This window comes from Rudaeicoccus suwonensis (assembly GCF_007829035.1).
Taxonomy (GTDB): Bacteria; Actinomycetota; Actinomycetes; order Actinomycetales; family Dermatophilaceae; genus Rudaeicoccus; species Rudaeicoccus suwonensis.
Genome location: NZ_VIVQ01000001.1, coordinates 1,871,823 through 1,885,654, shown reverse-complemented (window position 1 = coordinate 1,885,654; position 13,832 = coordinate 1,871,823). Strand labels below are relative to the sequence as shown.

The 13,832-nt window shown below is 67.1% G+C and carries 11 protein-coding genes and 4 tRNA genes; 11 read left to right on the top strand and 4 right to left on the bottom strand.

The window, feature by feature from the left end:
• Positions 1 to 120 precede the first annotated feature (120 nt).
• Positions 121 to 1,176 carry an ATP-dependent DNA ligase gene (locus tag BKA23_RS08650; protein WP_145227292.1) on the bottom strand — a complete coding sequence of 352 codons (1,056 nt, stop codon included), beginning with the start codon at positions 1,174 to 1,176 and terminating at the stop codon, positions 121 to 123.
• Between the two features lie 90 nt (positions 1,177 to 1,266).
• Here BKA23_RS08650 and BKA23_RS08645 point away from each other — a divergent pair, with 90 nt between their 5' ends.
• The gene (locus BKA23_RS08645; RefSeq protein ID WP_246104528.1) at positions 1,267 to 2,415 is read left to right on the top strand and encodes an alpha/beta hydrolase family protein; all 1,149 of its coding nucleotides are present in this window, start codon (positions 1,267 to 1,269) and stop codon (positions 2,413 to 2,415) included.
• On the opposite strand, the gene BKA23_RS08640 is transcribed toward BKA23_RS08645, so the two are convergent.
• Both BKA23_RS08640 and glgX read right to left on the bottom strand, forming a co-directional pair.
• A complete protein-coding gene (locus BKA23_RS08640; protein ID WP_145227288.1) occupies positions 2,387 to 3,052 on the bottom strand; it encodes a dihydrofolate reductase family protein in 666 nt (221 codons plus the stop codon). The genes BKA23_RS08645 and BKA23_RS08640 overlap by 29 nt on opposite strands.
• Positions 3,053 to 3,054: 2 nt before the next feature.
• Complete coding sequence (gene glgX, locus BKA23_RS08635) at positions 3,055 to 5,175, bottom strand: glycogen debranching protein GlgX (protein WP_145227287.1); 2,121 nt, start codon at positions 5,173 to 5,175, stop codon at positions 3,055 to 3,057.
• Here glgX and BKA23_RS08630 point away from each other — a divergent pair.
• The 5 genes from BKA23_RS08630 (at position 5,168) to BKA23_RS08610 (ending at position 7,026) form a co-directional block, all read left to right on the top strand.
• The gene (locus BKA23_RS08630) at positions 5,168 to 6,457 is read left to right on the top strand and encodes a YihY/virulence factor BrkB family protein (RefSeq protein WP_246104527.1); all 1,290 of its coding nucleotides are present in this window, start codon (positions 5,168 to 5,170) and stop codon (positions 6,455 to 6,457) included. The genes glgX and BKA23_RS08630 overlap by 8 nt on opposite strands.
• Positions 6,458 to 6,497: 40 nt before the next feature.
• Positions 6,498 to 6,570 (top strand) — tRNA-Gly (locus tag BKA23_RS08625).
• 48 nt (positions 6,571 to 6,618) lie between these two features.
• A tRNA-Cys gene (locus BKA23_RS08620) sits at positions 6,619 to 6,692 on the top strand.
• Positions 6,693 to 6,859: 167 nt separating this feature from the next.
• Positions 6,860 to 6,932, top strand: a tRNA-Gly gene (locus BKA23_RS08615).
• A 19-nt stretch (positions 6,933 to 6,951) separates the two neighbouring features.
• Positions 6,952 to 7,026, top strand: a tRNA-Val gene (locus BKA23_RS08610).
• A 150-nt stretch (positions 7,027 to 7,176) separates the two neighbouring features.
• On the opposite strand, the gene BKA23_RS08605 is transcribed toward BKA23_RS08610, so the two are convergent.
• Positions 7,177 to 8,079: a LysR family transcriptional regulator gene (locus BKA23_RS08605; protein WP_145227285.1), complete on the bottom strand. Its 903-nt coding sequence runs from the start codon at positions 8,077 to 8,079 to the stop codon at positions 7,177 to 7,179.
• Positions 8,080 to 8,206: 127 nt separating this feature from the next.
• On the opposite strand from BKA23_RS08605, the gene BKA23_RS08600 reads away from it, so the two are divergent.
• The 5 genes from BKA23_RS08600 (at position 8,207) to iolB (ending at position 13,830) form a co-directional block, all read left to right on the top strand.
• Positions 8,207 to 8,917 carry an SDR family oxidoreductase gene (locus tag BKA23_RS08600; protein ID WP_145227283.1) on the top strand — a complete coding sequence of 237 codons (711 nt, stop codon included), beginning with the start codon at positions 8,207 to 8,209 and terminating at the stop codon, positions 8,915 to 8,917.
• A 136-nt stretch (positions 8,918 to 9,053) separates the two neighbouring features.
• On the top strand, positions 9,054 to 10,994 hold the full coding sequence (gene iolD / locus BKA23_RS08595) for a 3D-(3,5/4)-trihydroxycyclohexane-1,2-dione acylhydrolase (decyclizing) (RefSeq protein WP_145227281.1): 1,941 nt from the start codon (positions 9,054 to 9,056) through the stop codon (positions 10,992 to 10,994).
• A 100-nt stretch (positions 10,995 to 11,094) separates the two neighbouring features.
• Positions 11,095 to 12,045, top strand: coding sequence for a 5-dehydro-2-deoxygluconokinase (gene iolC, locus BKA23_RS08590; protein WP_211841685.1), 951 nt, complete (start codon positions 11,095 to 11,097; stop codon positions 12,043 to 12,045).
• A gap of 4 nt (positions 12,046 to 12,049) precedes the next feature.
• Positions 12,050 to 12,922 (top strand): Cgl0159 family (beta/alpha)8-fold protein, encoded by an 873-nt coding sequence (locus BKA23_RS08585; protein ID WP_145228373.1) that lies wholly within the window; start codon positions 12,050 to 12,052, stop codon positions 12,920 to 12,922.
• Positions 12,919 to 13,830 carry a 5-deoxy-glucuronate isomerase gene (gene iolB / locus BKA23_RS08580; protein ID WP_145227277.1) on the top strand — a complete coding sequence of 304 codons (912 nt, stop codon included), beginning with the start codon at positions 12,919 to 12,921 and terminating at the stop codon, positions 13,828 to 13,830. The genes BKA23_RS08585 and iolB overlap by 4 nt, the downstream gene beginning before the upstream one ends.
• Positions 13,831 to 13,832 lie beyond the last annotated feature (2 nt).

The window sequence follows — 13,832 nt, the reverse complement described above, 5'->3', positions numbered from 1 at the left end:
ACGTGGCTGTGATGACGATTACTAACGAGTAGTCGACGGAAAAACGGTAGCGATCGACATCTCGACCGCTGGTGCGGTGCGCACGTGACGCCAGAGGCTGACGAGGGTCTCACCGCCGCGTCAGGTGGCGAGGACCTCGCCGAGGTCGTATGCCGCAGCCCGGTCCACCTGCTCCAGCAGGCATGACTGCGGATCGCGATCAGGGCGCCAGCGAAGGAAGCTCACGCCGTGGCGGAATCGTGAGCCTTCGAGTTGGTCGAACTTGACCTCGACGACCCGCTCGGGCCGCAGCCGGACGAACGACACGTCCTTGTTCGAGCTGAATCGCGAGCGGTCGGTCTCACCGCGCATCGCCTCGCCGGCGTCGTCGGTCTCGACCAGAGGTGCCAGTTCGTCGATGAGTTCCAGTCGCCGCTTCGTGGTGAACGCCAGGATTCCGCCGACATTGCGCAGGTGACCGGCATCGTCATACAGGCCGAGCAGCAGAGAGCCGACACCGTTGCCGCTCTTATGAATTCGGTATCCGAGCAGAACGGCCTCGGCCGTGCGCGAGTGCTTGATCTTGAGCATCGTGCGCTTACCCGGTTGGTATGTCGAGCGCCTCGCCTTTGCGACGACTCCGTCGAGCCCGGCGCCCTCGAACCGCGTGAACCAGTCCCGGGCAACCGAGGCGTCATCGGTGATCGCGGTCACGTGGAACGGATGCCCGGCGTCCTGCACCGCGTCCACCAGCGCGGCGCGTCGTTGTTCGAACTCGACGTCGAGCAACGACCGACCGTCAACGACGAGCGCGTCGAAGAAGATCACCTCTGCCGGGGTCTCGAGCGACAGTTTGCGCACCCGCGAGTCTGCCGGATGGATCCGCTGACCCAGGGCCTCCCAGTCGAGTCGTTGTGCGCCGGGCTCGCCGGACCGCACCACGATCTCACCGTCCAGTGCGCACTTGTCCGGCAGCAGTTGCCGCGCGGCTTCGACGACTTCGGGGAAGTAGCGAGTCAGCGGCTTGGACCCACGCGAGGCGATCTCGATGTCGTCACCGTCGCGCATCACGATGCAGCGGAAGCCGTCCCACTTCGGTTCGTACAGATAGCCGCCCTCGACACTGTCGGCCTCCGGCACATCGGGCGTAGCTTTGGCGAGCATCGGGGTGATCGGCAGTTCGAGGGGCAGGTCCATGCGGTCATTGTGCCGCTCTGCTGCGACGATGGCGTGGTGTCGCGATCTTCGCTTCGGTCAGCAGCCGTGGGTGTCGGCGCAGGTGTGGGTGTGACCGCAACGCTGGGGGCGGCGGTCACGACGGGCCTCGCGTCATACTTCGTGCGCCGTGTCATCACTCCGGACACTCCCGTGGACGACCTCACCGTCGTCGCGGTGACAAGCGACGCGATCACGCTCACCGCAACAGCGGAGTCGACCGAGCCGGGCCGATATGGCCTGTGGCAGAACGGCTTTCAGACCCACGCGCGCCTGGGTGAGGTGCTGACCGCCGACGAGCATCACGTGGTCCGGCGCATCGACGGCATCGACCGCGGCATCCTGCGACCTGGCCCCGCCCGGCTCAACGGCTACTACTTCTGCGGCCCACCGACGACGTCACCCGGCCTCGACCTGCACGAGGTGATGATCGACGGTGCGGCTGGACCGATGCCGGCCTGGTGCGGGCAGGTGCCGGGTGACCGGTGGGCTGTGCTGGTGCACGGCCGGGGGGCGCTTCGTGCCGAGGGCTTGCGTGCCGTGCCGACGCTTCAGCGTCTCGGTATCAGCTGTCTGCTGCCGAGCTATCGCAACGATGTCGATGCGCCGGCAAGCGAAGACCGTTTGTATCACTTGGGATTGACCGAGTGGCAGGACATCGAGGCAGCCATTCGGTATGCCGCCGATCATGGCGCCCGCGAGGTGCAGTTGTTCGGCTGGTCGATGGGCGGCGCGGTGGTGCTGCAGACCCTTGATCGCTCGGCCCTCGCAGCGCACGTGAGCCGCGTGGTGCTGGACGCGCCGGTGCTCGACTGGCAGCGGGTGATGGACTTCCACGCGAAGCAGAATCGGCTTCCGCGTCGGGTCGGCAGATACGGCCAGTGGATGCTGCGCAGCCCCGCCAGAGGTCCGCTGACCGGCGTCGCCGACGTTGTCGACGTCCGTGAAACCGATTGGCTGACCAAGGCCGTACAGCTGACGACGCCGACGCTCGTCATCCACTCGCGCGTCGACGAATTCGTGCCCTACGAGCCGTCCGCGCTCCTCGCGCAGACCCGGCCGGACCTGGTGCAACTGGCCACGTGGGAATCCGGTCGGCACTGCCGCGAGTGGAACGTCGACTCACAGCGGTGGGAGGACCTCGTCGCCGACTTCTGCGGACCGCCGCAGCCACCGGTTCACGCGGCCCCAGTCAGTCCTGGATCCGCCAACGACCGATGAGGGTGCCATCGGACTCCAGCAACGACACCGGCTCAAGAGCGTGAGCAATTGCGGGTCCGTGCATGATGCGCGGCCCATCACCACCCACGACCATCGGTGACCAGGTCAGGCAGTACTCCTCGATGATGCCTGCGGCCGAGGCGAGTCCGGCGATGGTCGGACCGCCTTCGAGCAGGACGCGATCGTGGCCCCGCTGACGCAACTGGGTCACGATGTCGTGCAGTGACGTCGTCGAATCGGACTGCAACGCAAAGACATCGCCGCCCTCGGCTGACGCCACCGAAGCCGGCACCGCCCCGCCGGTGCTCAGCACGCACAGGCTCGGATGCGCCGACCGCCCCGCCCGCAGCTGCGACCAGCGCTGCTCGGTGACCGGCGCGTCATACTCCTCGGCGCGCACCGTGCCGCTGCCGGCGACGACGACATCCGCCCATGCCCGCAGTAGCCCGAACACGCGATGGTCGGCGTCGGTGTTGATCGATCCGGACCTGCCGTCCGCCCCGGTGGCCGAACCGTCAACGGTGGCAGCCATATTCAGCCGAACGAGCTTGTGGGAGGACGCTCCGGCATACAGCTCGATCAGGTCGTCGTCGGTGACCTCGGACGCTTCGGGGCGGACGGGCAGCAGCAGGCGCACGGTCAGTGCTTGGTCGGTGCCTGCAGAATCACGACCGAGCGGCTGGGCACTGTGAGCACCGCACCCGCGTCGTATGTCGTGTCGCCGTCCCGCTGCGCCAGGTCGGCGGTGTGCAGCGCGACGTGCCACTCGCTGTCCGATGGTTGCTCAGGGATGGTGAATTCGACGTCCTCGTGGTGGCCGTTGAACAACAGCAGGAAGTGGTCGTCGACGACTTCGCGGCCGTTCTCGTCGGGCGTGCGGATCGCTTCACCGTTGAGGAAGACCATTAGCGTGCGGGCGTAGCCGTTGCGCCAGTCGAGCTCGCTCATCGGCGATCCAGAGGGGGAGTACCACTCGATGTCACCGCTCTCATTGGCGCCGCCGCGGCCGGCATCCCCTTGGAAGAACCGGCGCCGCCGGAACGTCGGGTGCTCGCGTCGCAGCTCGATCACCTGCTGGGTGAACTCCAGCAGTGACCGCTGGTCGTCGTCGAGATCCCAGTCGACCCAGGAGGTTTCGTTGTCCTGACAGTAGACGTTGTTGTTGCCGTTCTGGGTGCGGCCGAGCTCGTCGCCGTGGGCGATCATCGGCACGCCCTGGCTCAGCAGGAGCGTCGCGAGGAAGTTGCGCTGCTGCTGCAACCGCAGGGCGTTGACGTCCGGGTCGTCGGTGGGGCCCTCCACCCCGCAGTTCCAGGAGCGGTTGTGGCTCTCGCCGTCGCGTCCGCCTTCACCGTTGGCCTCGTTGTGCTTCTCGTTGTAGGACACCAGGTCGCGCAGGGTGAACCCGTCGTGCGCAACGACGAAGTTGATCGACGCGATCGGACGACGACCCGAGTGGGCATAAAGATCACTGGATCCGGTGAGACGAGAGGCGAATTCGCCGAGCGTCGACGGCTCGCCTCGCCAGAAGTCACGGACCGTGTCGCGGTACTTGCCGTTCCACTCTGTCCACAACGGCGGGAAGTTGCCGACCTGGTAGCCGCCGTCGCCGAGATCCCACGGCTCGGCGATGAGCTTGACCTGGGAGATGATCGGGTCCTGCTGGATGATGTCGAAGAAGGCCGACAACCGGTCGACTTCATGGAACTGCCGGGCCAGCGTCGCCGCAAGGTCGAAGCGGAAGCCGTCGACGTGCATCTCCTGCACCCAGTAGCGCAGCGAGTCCATGATCAGCTGCAGCACGTGCGGGCTGCGCATCAGCAGGCTGTTGCCGGTGCCGGTGGTGTCGTAATAGTGCGACTTGTCGTCGTCGACGAGGCGGTAGTAGGCGACATTGTCGATGCCGCGGAAGGCGATCGTCGGGCCGAGTTCGTTGCCTTCTGCGGTGTGGTTGTAGACCACGTCGAGGATCACCTCGATGTCAGCCGCGTGCAGCGCCTTGACCATCGCCTTGAACTCGGTGACCTGCTGGCCGTCGGTGCCGGAGCTGGCGTAGCCGTTGTGCGGCGCCAGGAAACCGATCGTGTTGTAACCCCAGTAGTTCGACATACCCTGTTCGGCCAGGGTGGTGTCCTGCACGAACTGGTGGACCGGCAGCAGCTCGACCGCGGTCACGCCGAGGTCGGTGAGGTGTTCGATGACCGACGGGTGCGCCATACCGGCATACGTGCCGCGAATCTCCTCCGGCACATCCGGGTGCGTCATCGACAAGCCCTTGACGTGGGTCTCGTAGATCACGCTGTCGTGGTACTCGTGCCGCGGTGGGCGGTCGTGGCCCCAGTCGAAGAACGGGTTGACCACGACCGAGAGCATCGTGTGGCCGAGAGAGTCGTCGGTGTTGAGCTCGTCCGGGTTGTCGAAGTGGTAGCTGAACAGCGACTCGTCGCCGTCGATCTGACCGTCGAACGCCTTGGCGTAGGGGTCGAGCAGCAACTTGGCCGGGTTGCAGCGGTCGCCGGTCTCCGGATTGTGCTCGCCGTACACGCGGTAGCCGTAGCGCTGGCCGGGCTGGGCCCCCGGCAGGTAAGCGTGCCAGACATGGCCGTCGACCTCGGTCAGCTCGAAGCGCTGCTCGGCGTTGTCGGAATCGATGAGGCACAGCTCGACCCGGTCGGCCACCTCGGAGAAGATCGCGAAGTTGACGCCCGTGCCGTCATACGTGGATCCGAGGGGATAAGGAGTACCGGGCCAAATGTCCATGGGGAGCATTGTGGTCCACGAGGTTTCGCCGCCGCACAGCTACCGTGGTGCGCGTGATCAACGACGGCATGAATGGCGGGGCGAGGTGACCGGGCGCAAGGCTGCGCTGCGCCGTCGCCTGTCGCGCGTGCCGGGGCTGTTGCAGTTGGTCCGCCTGACGATGGGGACCATCCGGATCTGCATGCGCTATCGCGTCACCGGGCTGGCCGCGGAGGCCGGTTTTTTCGCGCTGTTGTCATTACCACCGTTGGTGTTCGGGCTGTTGGGCGCGGTGGGATACCTCGGCAAATGGATCGGCCCCAACACCGTGCACCGGGTCACCGTCAACATCGAGAGCTACGCCTCGCAGTTCCTCACCGAGGAGAGCCTGCGGCAGGTGCTGATGCCCACGATCAACTCGGCATTGAGCGCCGGCCGGCCGGATGTGATCTCGGTCGGCTTCCTGCTGTCGCTGTGGTCCGGCTCGCGCGCGCTCAACGTGATGATCGACACGGTGTCGATCATGTACGGCCAGGGCGGCAAGCGCGGCATCGTCCAGACACGGGTGCTGAGCCTGTCGCTGTACTTCGGCGGGTTGGCGTTCGGAGCGATCGTGATCCCGCTGATCGTCATCGGTCCGGACCTGCTGTCGAGTTGGCTGCCGACCGGGCTGCAGTTCCTCATGACGTTCTACTGGCCTTTGGTGGGTGGGCTGACGATCCTCAGCCTGGCCACGTTCTTCTACATCGCGACGCCGGCGCGGACCCCGTGGGCGCGAGACCTGCCCGGCGCGACGCTGACACTGGTCATCTGGGTCATCGCCTCGATGGCGCTGCGCTGGTTCCTCGGGCGGTCGGTGGGTGACCACAGCACGAGCATCTACGGGCCGCTGGCCGCGACCATCGTCGTGCTCACCTGGCTGTACTTCCTGGGCATCGCCGTGCTGATCGGGGCCGGTCTGAATGCCGCGTCGGTGCGCTTGTGGCCGCCGCCGGAGCGTCCGCGGGTGCGCGACCGCGCCAAGGAATGGATCGGCGACCTCACGCCACGGCTGACCGACCGCGACGACGCGTCGGGGGAGTCGTCGGACGAGCCGTCCAGGGAGCCGGAGCCGTGTGCTGATGACGAGCCGGCGTCGGCAGCGGAGGGGCGGGAGCCGGCGCGTGAGGCCGCCGGTGACGAGGCGAGCGTCATACGTGCCCAGAAGTCCGAGGCTGATGAGGCGAGCGTCATTCCAGCGACGGAGTCAGACGAATCCGACACGGATGCCGCCCGATTGGCGTCGCGCCAGACCATCAGTTAGTGTTTCGCAGCACGCACAGCGGGTTTCCCGCACGCGGCAGGCGGACATAGCTCAGTTGGTAGAGCGCAACCTTGCCAAGGTTGAGGTCGCCGGTTCGAGCCCGGTTGTCCGCTCTGATCAATCCTCTCGTGGTGACACGAGGGCGACGGATCGAGCACCACGGTGGAGTGGCCGAGAGGCGAGGCAACGGCCTGCAAAGCCGTCTACACGGGTTCAAATCCCGTCTCCACCTCCAGAGCACGTATGACGTATGACGCCGTCCCGGCTGGCAGCCGCGGGCGGCGTTTCGCTGTTTCCGGGGTCCTGCATCCGGGCGAATCACGTGCTGACAAGCCCGTTTTGGTGTTCCGCTGGCCGTCGGCTAAAGTTCATTCTCGTTGCCCAGCTTCGGCGGGGTTACAGGCGGACATAGCTCAGTTGGTAGAGCGCAACCTTGCCAAGGTTGAGGTCGCCGGTTCGAGCCCGGTTGTCCGCTCTGCGATCAGCATCGCAATGGGCGATTGGCGCAGCGGTAGCGCGCTTCCCTGACACGGAAGAGGTCACTGGTTCGATCCCAGTATCGCCCACCACCACGAAAGCCCCTGACCTGCGGAAACGCAAAGTCAGGGGACTTTTCGTTGCACGGCGTGGAACAACAAGCGGCCCATGGATGACCCCCGCTGCGCGGATCCCGTGTTGGGTTCGTGCAGTCGGGTTGACCGCCAGATCTGAGCGGTGGATCACAGGGCGCCAGATGCCGACCTTCCGCTCCGGTTGTGTATGTCGCGCGGCGGGTTGGCCTTAGCCAGAATCTCGACGAAGCGGCCGACGATTCCCGCGGGCTTACTGCGTGTAACCGCCGCGACGTCGCGCATCAGGGGCGGCCGAAGTGACACCCATGGTGCTTCGGGTGAGAGAGCGCTCATCGGCACGACGGCCAGCCCCACTCCGGCGCCGGCCAGCGCGGCTGCCGTTGTGAGTGATCGCACCCGAATCTCGTTGTGCTGCACAGATTTTGCAGCCGCGAACTGGTCGGTGAGCCAGGCGCTGAAGCCGTTCTGCGCATCGACCCCGACCAATCGTTCTCGCGCCACCCGGCGGAGCGTCACCGGTTGTTGCAGGATGTCGTGCTCCGCTGACCCCGTGACGACGACCTCCTCGGCAGCGAGCTCCGTGACAAAAAGTCCACCGGCACCACCCTGCAACGGCGTGATGCCGAGATCGGCGCGGCCTGATCGAACCGCGTCCAAGACCTCCTCGGAGCTGGTCGCCTCGATCAGCTCCAACCGGGCGCTTTCGTTCCGGTGAGTCCACGCACGTATGGCGGGGGACAGCAGCGGCACCGTGAAACTCTCAGCGCAGGCAATACGCACGATCGGATCCACTTGCTCCTGCAGCGCAAGAGCCGCGCGCCCGGCCGCGGCGATCGCCTCCCGGGCATGCGGCAGCACCGCTCGCCCCTCCGGAGTCAGCGCCGCACCCGACGCCGACCGATCGACCAGCGTCGCACCCAACTCGGACTCCAGAGCTTTGAGCTGATGCGACACGGCCGGCTGGGTCAGATAGAGCCGTTGACCGGCTGCGGTGATTGACCCCTCGTCGGCGACGGCGACAAGGATCTCCAGGGCACGCAAGCTAGGCATGAGCAAAGTTTATGGCTGGCGCAAGAAACATGCATCCGCGTTGGGGAAGGAATCGCGCCGACCCCCTGGTTGTACGTGGTGACAGCGCACCGCAGTCGGCGGTGCGGCATACATCAGGAGGATGCAGATGACTGACACCAAACGAGTTCTCATCGTCGGCGGTGGCTCAGGCGTCGCCCGCGCCCTGGCCGTGAACCTGGTGGCCGACGGCTTCGAGGTGGTGCTCGGATCCCGCAATCCGCAGCAGGTGCAGGACAAGCTGCCCGAGCAACTCCGTGAGGTCGTCCGCAGTGTCCGCCTCGACCTTGCGGACGAGGACTCCATCGCTGCGGTCGCGGCCGGCGGCCCGTTCGAGCACGTCGTGTCGCTGGCGGCCAACCATGCCAACGGCCCGATCGGCGACCTGACCCGCGACGCGATCCATGGCGCCTTCGACGCCAAGGTGGTCGGACCGCTGCTGCTGGCCAAGCACCTCGACGGCGTGCTGTCCGAACACGGAGCCTTCGTCTTCCTCTCCGGAGTGGCGGCGTGGAAGCCCGCGCCCGGGCTGAGCGTCATGGCCACCACCAATGGCGCCGTGAGCTTCCTGGCCGAGGCGCTGGCCGTCGAACTCGCGCCGCACCGCGTCGTGGCCGTCTCTCCCGGCATCATCGACTCCGGCGCCTGGGACGGGATGGGCGCCGGCAAGCAGGAGCTCTTCGAGCAGACCGCGGCGGCCAACCCCGCGCGTCGCGTCGGACAGGTCGAGGATGTCGTGAGCGCGATCCGGCTCGCGCTGGACAACACCTTCGTCACCGGCAGCACGATCCACGTGGATGGCGGTGGGCGTCTCGCGTGACCGCCACCGGCCGCGGTGGATGTTGTGCGGCGCCGGGGGACCGCTCGCGCGGCCGCGTCATACCTGGCTGGCCGGTGATCACGCTCCTACGATGGGCTGGCCGGTGGCGTCACGCCGCCCACACCGAAGTCAGGAGATGCCGTTGCCCACGTCGCAGGTGGTCCGCCTCACCGTCGGGCAGGCGCTGGTCCGTTTCCTCGCGGCGCAGCACACCGAGCGTGACGGCATCGAAAGGCGTCTGATCGCAGGCGTTTTCGGGATCCTCGGACATGGCAATGTCGCCGGCGTCGGGCAGGCGCTGCTGCAGAACCAGGTGCAGTCGGAGGCGGGCTCCGGCGATTGGAGCAGCGGCATCTGCGACCCTGCGCCCGGCGCGATGCCCTATCTGATGGCGCGCAACGAGCAGGGCGCAGTGCACGCCGCGACCGGTTTCGCCAAGACCGCCAACCGGCTGCAAACCCTCGCCGTCACGGCGTCGACCGGCCCCGGTTCGACCAACATGGTCACCGGGGCCGCGCTCGCGACGACCAACCGGCTGCCCGTGCTGCTGCTGCCATCGGACGTCTTCGCCTCCCGTATGCCGGATCCCGTGCTGCAGCAGTTGGAGGACCCGCGCACCCCCGACATCTCGGTCAACGACGCATTTCGGCCGGTGAGCCGTTTCTGGGACCGGATCAGCCGCCCTGAGCAACTGATCTCGTCGACACTTGCCGCGATGCGAATGCTCACCGACCCGGGGGAGACTGGCGCCGTGACACTCTGCCTGCCTCAGGACGTGCAGGCCGAGGCGTTTGACTGGCCTCTTGAGTTCTTCGACAGGCGTGTCTGGCACGTCGCGCGACCCGTCCCAGACCCGGCGGCGGTGCAACGTGCGGCTGCCGGGATCCGCCAGGCGCGCCGACCGCTGCTCATCGCCGGTGGTGGCGTGATCTACTCCGACGCATCGCATGTCTTGCGCGAATTCGCCTCAGCCACAGGGATTCCCGTGGCCGACACCCAGGCCGGCAAGGGCGCGGTGAACTGGGATCACGAATGTGCCGTGGGCGGTATCGGCGCCACGGGCACTGCGGCCGCCAACGAGCTTGCCCGCAGCGCAGATCTGGTGATCGGCGTCGGAACCCGCTACAGCGACTTCACCACCGCGAGCCACACGATCTTCGAGAATCCGGACGTGCGCTTCGTCAGCATCAACGTGCAGGGATTTGACGCCGCGAAGCAGAGCTCGACCGCGGTGGTCGCCGACGCGCGAGCCGGATTGGCAGCCCTCGCAACAGAATTGGCGAGCCACCGAGTCGCGCCGGCATACACGGCGGAGATCACCGAGCGTGCTCGACAGTGGCGGGAGGTGGTCGACCGGTGCTACCACCTCGGCCACGAGCCGCTGCCGGCGCAGACCGAGATCTTCGGCGCGCTCAATGAACTCATGACCGGCGACGACGTACTTGTCAACGCCGCGGGGTCGATGCCCGGAGACCTGCAGTGCCTGTGGCGTGCGCCGAATCCGCAGCAGTACCACCTCGAATACGCCTACTCCTGCATGGGATACGAGATCCCAGCAGCAATGGGAGTGCGTATGGCGAAGGGCGCGTCCGGCCAGGTGGTGGCGGTCGTCGGCGACGGCAGCTACCAGATGCTGCCGATGGAACTGGCGACCATCGTGTCGGAAGGGCTGAAGGTGATCGTCGTGCTGCTCGACAACCACGGGTACGCCTCGATCGGTGCGCTGAGCGAAGGCCTCGGCAGTCAGCGCTTCGGCACCAGCTTCGTCTCGCGCAATGCCGACACCGCCCGGCTCGACGGCGCTCGCAGTCCGGTGGATCTTGCTGCCAACGCGGCGAGCTGGGGCGCGAATGTCCTGAAATGCCACAGTGTTCGCGAGTTCAGGGACAACTATCGGCTGGCCAGGCAGAGCATCACGACGACCGTGCTCTACGTGGAGGTCGACCCGCTCGGCCCGAATCCGCCGTTGAGTGCCTGGTGGGATGTGCCGGTGGCCGAGGTGAGTGAGCTTGAGTCCACGCAGGCCGCCCGCGTGTCATACGAAACGGCCAAAGACGCCCAACGCTACTACCTGTGAGGTTGCCGCGCGATGGGTTCCGATCCGCCCCGATGGCTGCTTGGATGGTGAGGTTCACGGCGGACCGACGCAGCGTGGAAGGACGATCAGTCCCGTGGCACTGAGCTGCACACCCGACGTGCTGACGATCGGCCGCACCGGAGTCGACATCTACCCTGAACAGGTCGGAGTCCGGCTCGAGGACGTCACCACGTTCGGCAAATTCCTCGGTGGCACGGCGACGAATGTCGCGGTGGCCGTCGTGCGATTGGGTCGCTCGGCAGCGGTGGTCACCCGCACCGGCGACGACCCGTTCGGCCGCTTCATCCACCGCAGCCTGCGCGACTTCGGTGTCGACGACGGCGCGGTGTCGGCGGTGCCTGACCTGCCGACGCCGGTGACTTTCTGCGAGATGTTTCCTCCGGACGAATTCCCGCTCTACTTCTACAGATTCCCGGTCGCGCCCGACCTGATGATCCGGGCCGACGAGTTGCCGGAGCGGGAGATTCGCGAGGCACCGATCTACTGGTCGACTCTCACCGGCATGTGCACCGAGCCCAGTCGTGCGGCGCACCTGCGCGCCTGGCAGCTGCGTGGACGGCGGTCGCACACCGTGCTCGATCTGGACTACCGGCCGATGTTCTGGCAGTCCCCGGATGACGCCGGAGAGGCCGCGCGTGCAGCGCTGCCGCAGTGCACGATCGCGGTCGGCAACCGCGAGGAGTGCACAGTCGCAACCGGCGAGGACGATCCTGTCGCTGCCGCCCGGACGATGCTCGACCTCGGGGTGCAGATCGCGATCGTCAAACAGGGCCCCGAAGGCGTGCTGGCGATGTCGGGCACGGAGTGTCACGTCGTTGCGCCGATCCGCGTCGACGTGGTCAACGGGCTCGGCGCGGGAGACGCCTTCGGTGGTGCACTGTGCGTCGGGCTTCTCGAGGGCCGTTCGCTGCGAGAGACCGTATGCCGGGCCAATGCGGCCGGCGCCATCGTGGCCGGCCGGGTCGAATGTTCCTCGGCGATGCCGTCTGGACCCGAGCTCGACCTGTTCCTGCAGACGCGAGGAGTCTGACGTGATGGTGGATGTCGCGCGAGTGGCCAGGATCAGGCGGCAGGACCCAGGCGCGATCGCCGAAGCGTGGCGAGCCCGCTCCCGCAGACCGCTGTTGCCGGATGACGGGCGGCTGCTCATCGTGGCCGCCGATCACATGGCGCGGGCTTCGTTCGGGGTGCGCGACGATCCGACCGCGATGCTGTCGCGACCGGATGTGCTGCAACGGCTGGCCACCGCGCTGAAGCACCCGGGGGTCGACGGTGTGCTCGGCACCGCCGACGTGCTCGAAGACCTGCTGCTGGCCGGACTGCTTGAGGACAAGATCGTCATCGGCTCGATGAATCGCGGTGGCCTACAGGGTGCGAGCTTCGAACTCGACGACCGCGGCACGGCATACACCTCGACGGACATCGCCGCACGCGGTCTCGACGGCGGCAAGATGCTCCTACGGATCTGTCTGGACGACCCGGGCACTGTGCGCACCATGGCCGAATGTGCCCGATTTGTCAGCGAATTGGCCCAAATCGAGCTGATGGCGATGATCGAGCCGTTCTGGTCGGTCCGCACGCAGGGACAGGTGCGCAACCTGCTCGACCCGGAGTCGGTGATGCGTGCAGCCCAGGTGGTTGCCGGTCTCGGAGGCACCTCTGCATACACCTGGCTCAAGCTTCCCGTCGTTGACCAGATGCGCCGGGTGCTGGAGTCGACGACGCTGCCGGTGCTGCTGCTCGGGGGTGACCCCAGCGGCGATTCGGAGCACGCCTACCAGCGGTGGGCCGATGCCCTGCTGGCGCCGACGGCCGCAGGCCTGGTCGTGGGGCGCGCGCTGCTCTACCCACCGGACGGCGACGTCGCCTCCGCCGTCGAGCGAGCCGCGGAGATGGTGCACGGATGACGTATGACGCAACGCCTCGGCGTGACGGTGGTGCCGGACCTGACCGGTGGTTCCGTCCCGCTGCCTTGACGACCGCAACCGGGTTGCGCGTGGCCGTGCAACCCGACGGGGAGCCGCTGCGGCATACCGGTCTGACTGTCCTCGCGCTGCGGGACGGGGAGGCCTACGAGCTGTCGTCCGGCCCTGACGAATATCTCCTGCTGCCGCTGTCTGGTGGCGGCGACGTGGATTTGAGGTCCGGGACGCTTCACGAGATCTTGCGCGGGCGGGAGGACGTCTTCTCGGCGGCCGCCGACTGCGCCTATGTCCCGCGGGACCACCAGGTGACGGTGACCGCGCGCGGGCCGGTCGAGGTCGCACTGTGCGCGGCCAGAGCCACCGGCGATCTGCCGCCGGCTGTCCTGCGCGCTCCGGACACTCCGGTCGAGCTGCGCGGAGCAGGCTGCTCCTCCCGGCAGGTGCGCAATTTCGGCACACCCGACGCCATCGACGCGACCGCGATCATCGCCTGCGAGGTGCTCACGCCGGGTGGCAACAGCAGTTCCTACCCGCCGCACCGCCACGACTGCACGGTGCCGGGAATCGAATCCGAGCTCGAGGAGATCTACTACTTCCGGCTGCGAGCCGATCCGGCCGCACCCGATAACGCCGACCCGATCGGATTCTGTCGCGTCGGCGGATCAGGGGGCGATGAGGCCAGCTGGTGCGTTCGCGACGGTGACGTGCTGTTGGTGCCGGCTGGCTGGCACGGACCCGCGACAGCGGTGCCGGGCTACGACCTCTACTACCTCAACGTCATGGCCGGTCCCGGGCCAGAGCGTCGCTGGCTGATCAGCGACGACCCCGCCCACGACTGGGTCCGCGACACGTGGGCGGATCAGCCGATCGACCCACGGCTACCGTTCTGACG

Excerpts from the sequence above, each read along its gene's own strand:
- BKA23_RS08585 (WP_145228373.1), top strand. The coding sequence starts at position 12,050 with ATGGTGGATGTCGCGCGAGTGGCCAGGATCAGGCGGCAGGACCCAGGC.
- iolB (WP_145227277.1), top strand. The coding sequence starts at position 12,919 with ATGACGTATGACGCAACGCCTCGGCGTGACGGTGGTGCCGGACCTGAC.
- glgX (WP_145227287.1), bottom strand. The coding sequence starts at position 5,175 with ATGGACATTTGGCCCGGTACTCCTTATCCCCTCGGATCCACGTATGAC.
- BKA23_RS08630 (WP_246104527.1), top strand. The coding sequence starts at position 5,168 with ATGTCCATGGGGAGCATTGTGGTCCACGAGGTTTCGCCGCCGCACAGC.
- BKA23_RS08650 (WP_145227292.1), bottom strand. The coding sequence starts at position 1,176 with ATGGACCTGCCCCTCGAACTGCCGATCACCCCGATGCTCGCCAAAGCT.
- iolD (WP_145227281.1), top strand. The coding sequence starts at position 9,054 with ATGCCGTTGCCCACGTCGCAGGTGGTCCGCCTCACCGTCGGGCAGGCG.
- BKA23_RS08600 (WP_145227283.1), top strand. The coding sequence starts at position 8,207 with ATGACTGACACCAAACGAGTTCTCATCGTCGGCGGTGGCTCAGGCGTC.
- BKA23_RS08605 (WP_145227285.1), bottom strand. The coding sequence starts at position 8,079 with ATGCCTAGCTTGCGTGCCCTGGAGATCCTTGTCGCCGTCGCCGACGAG.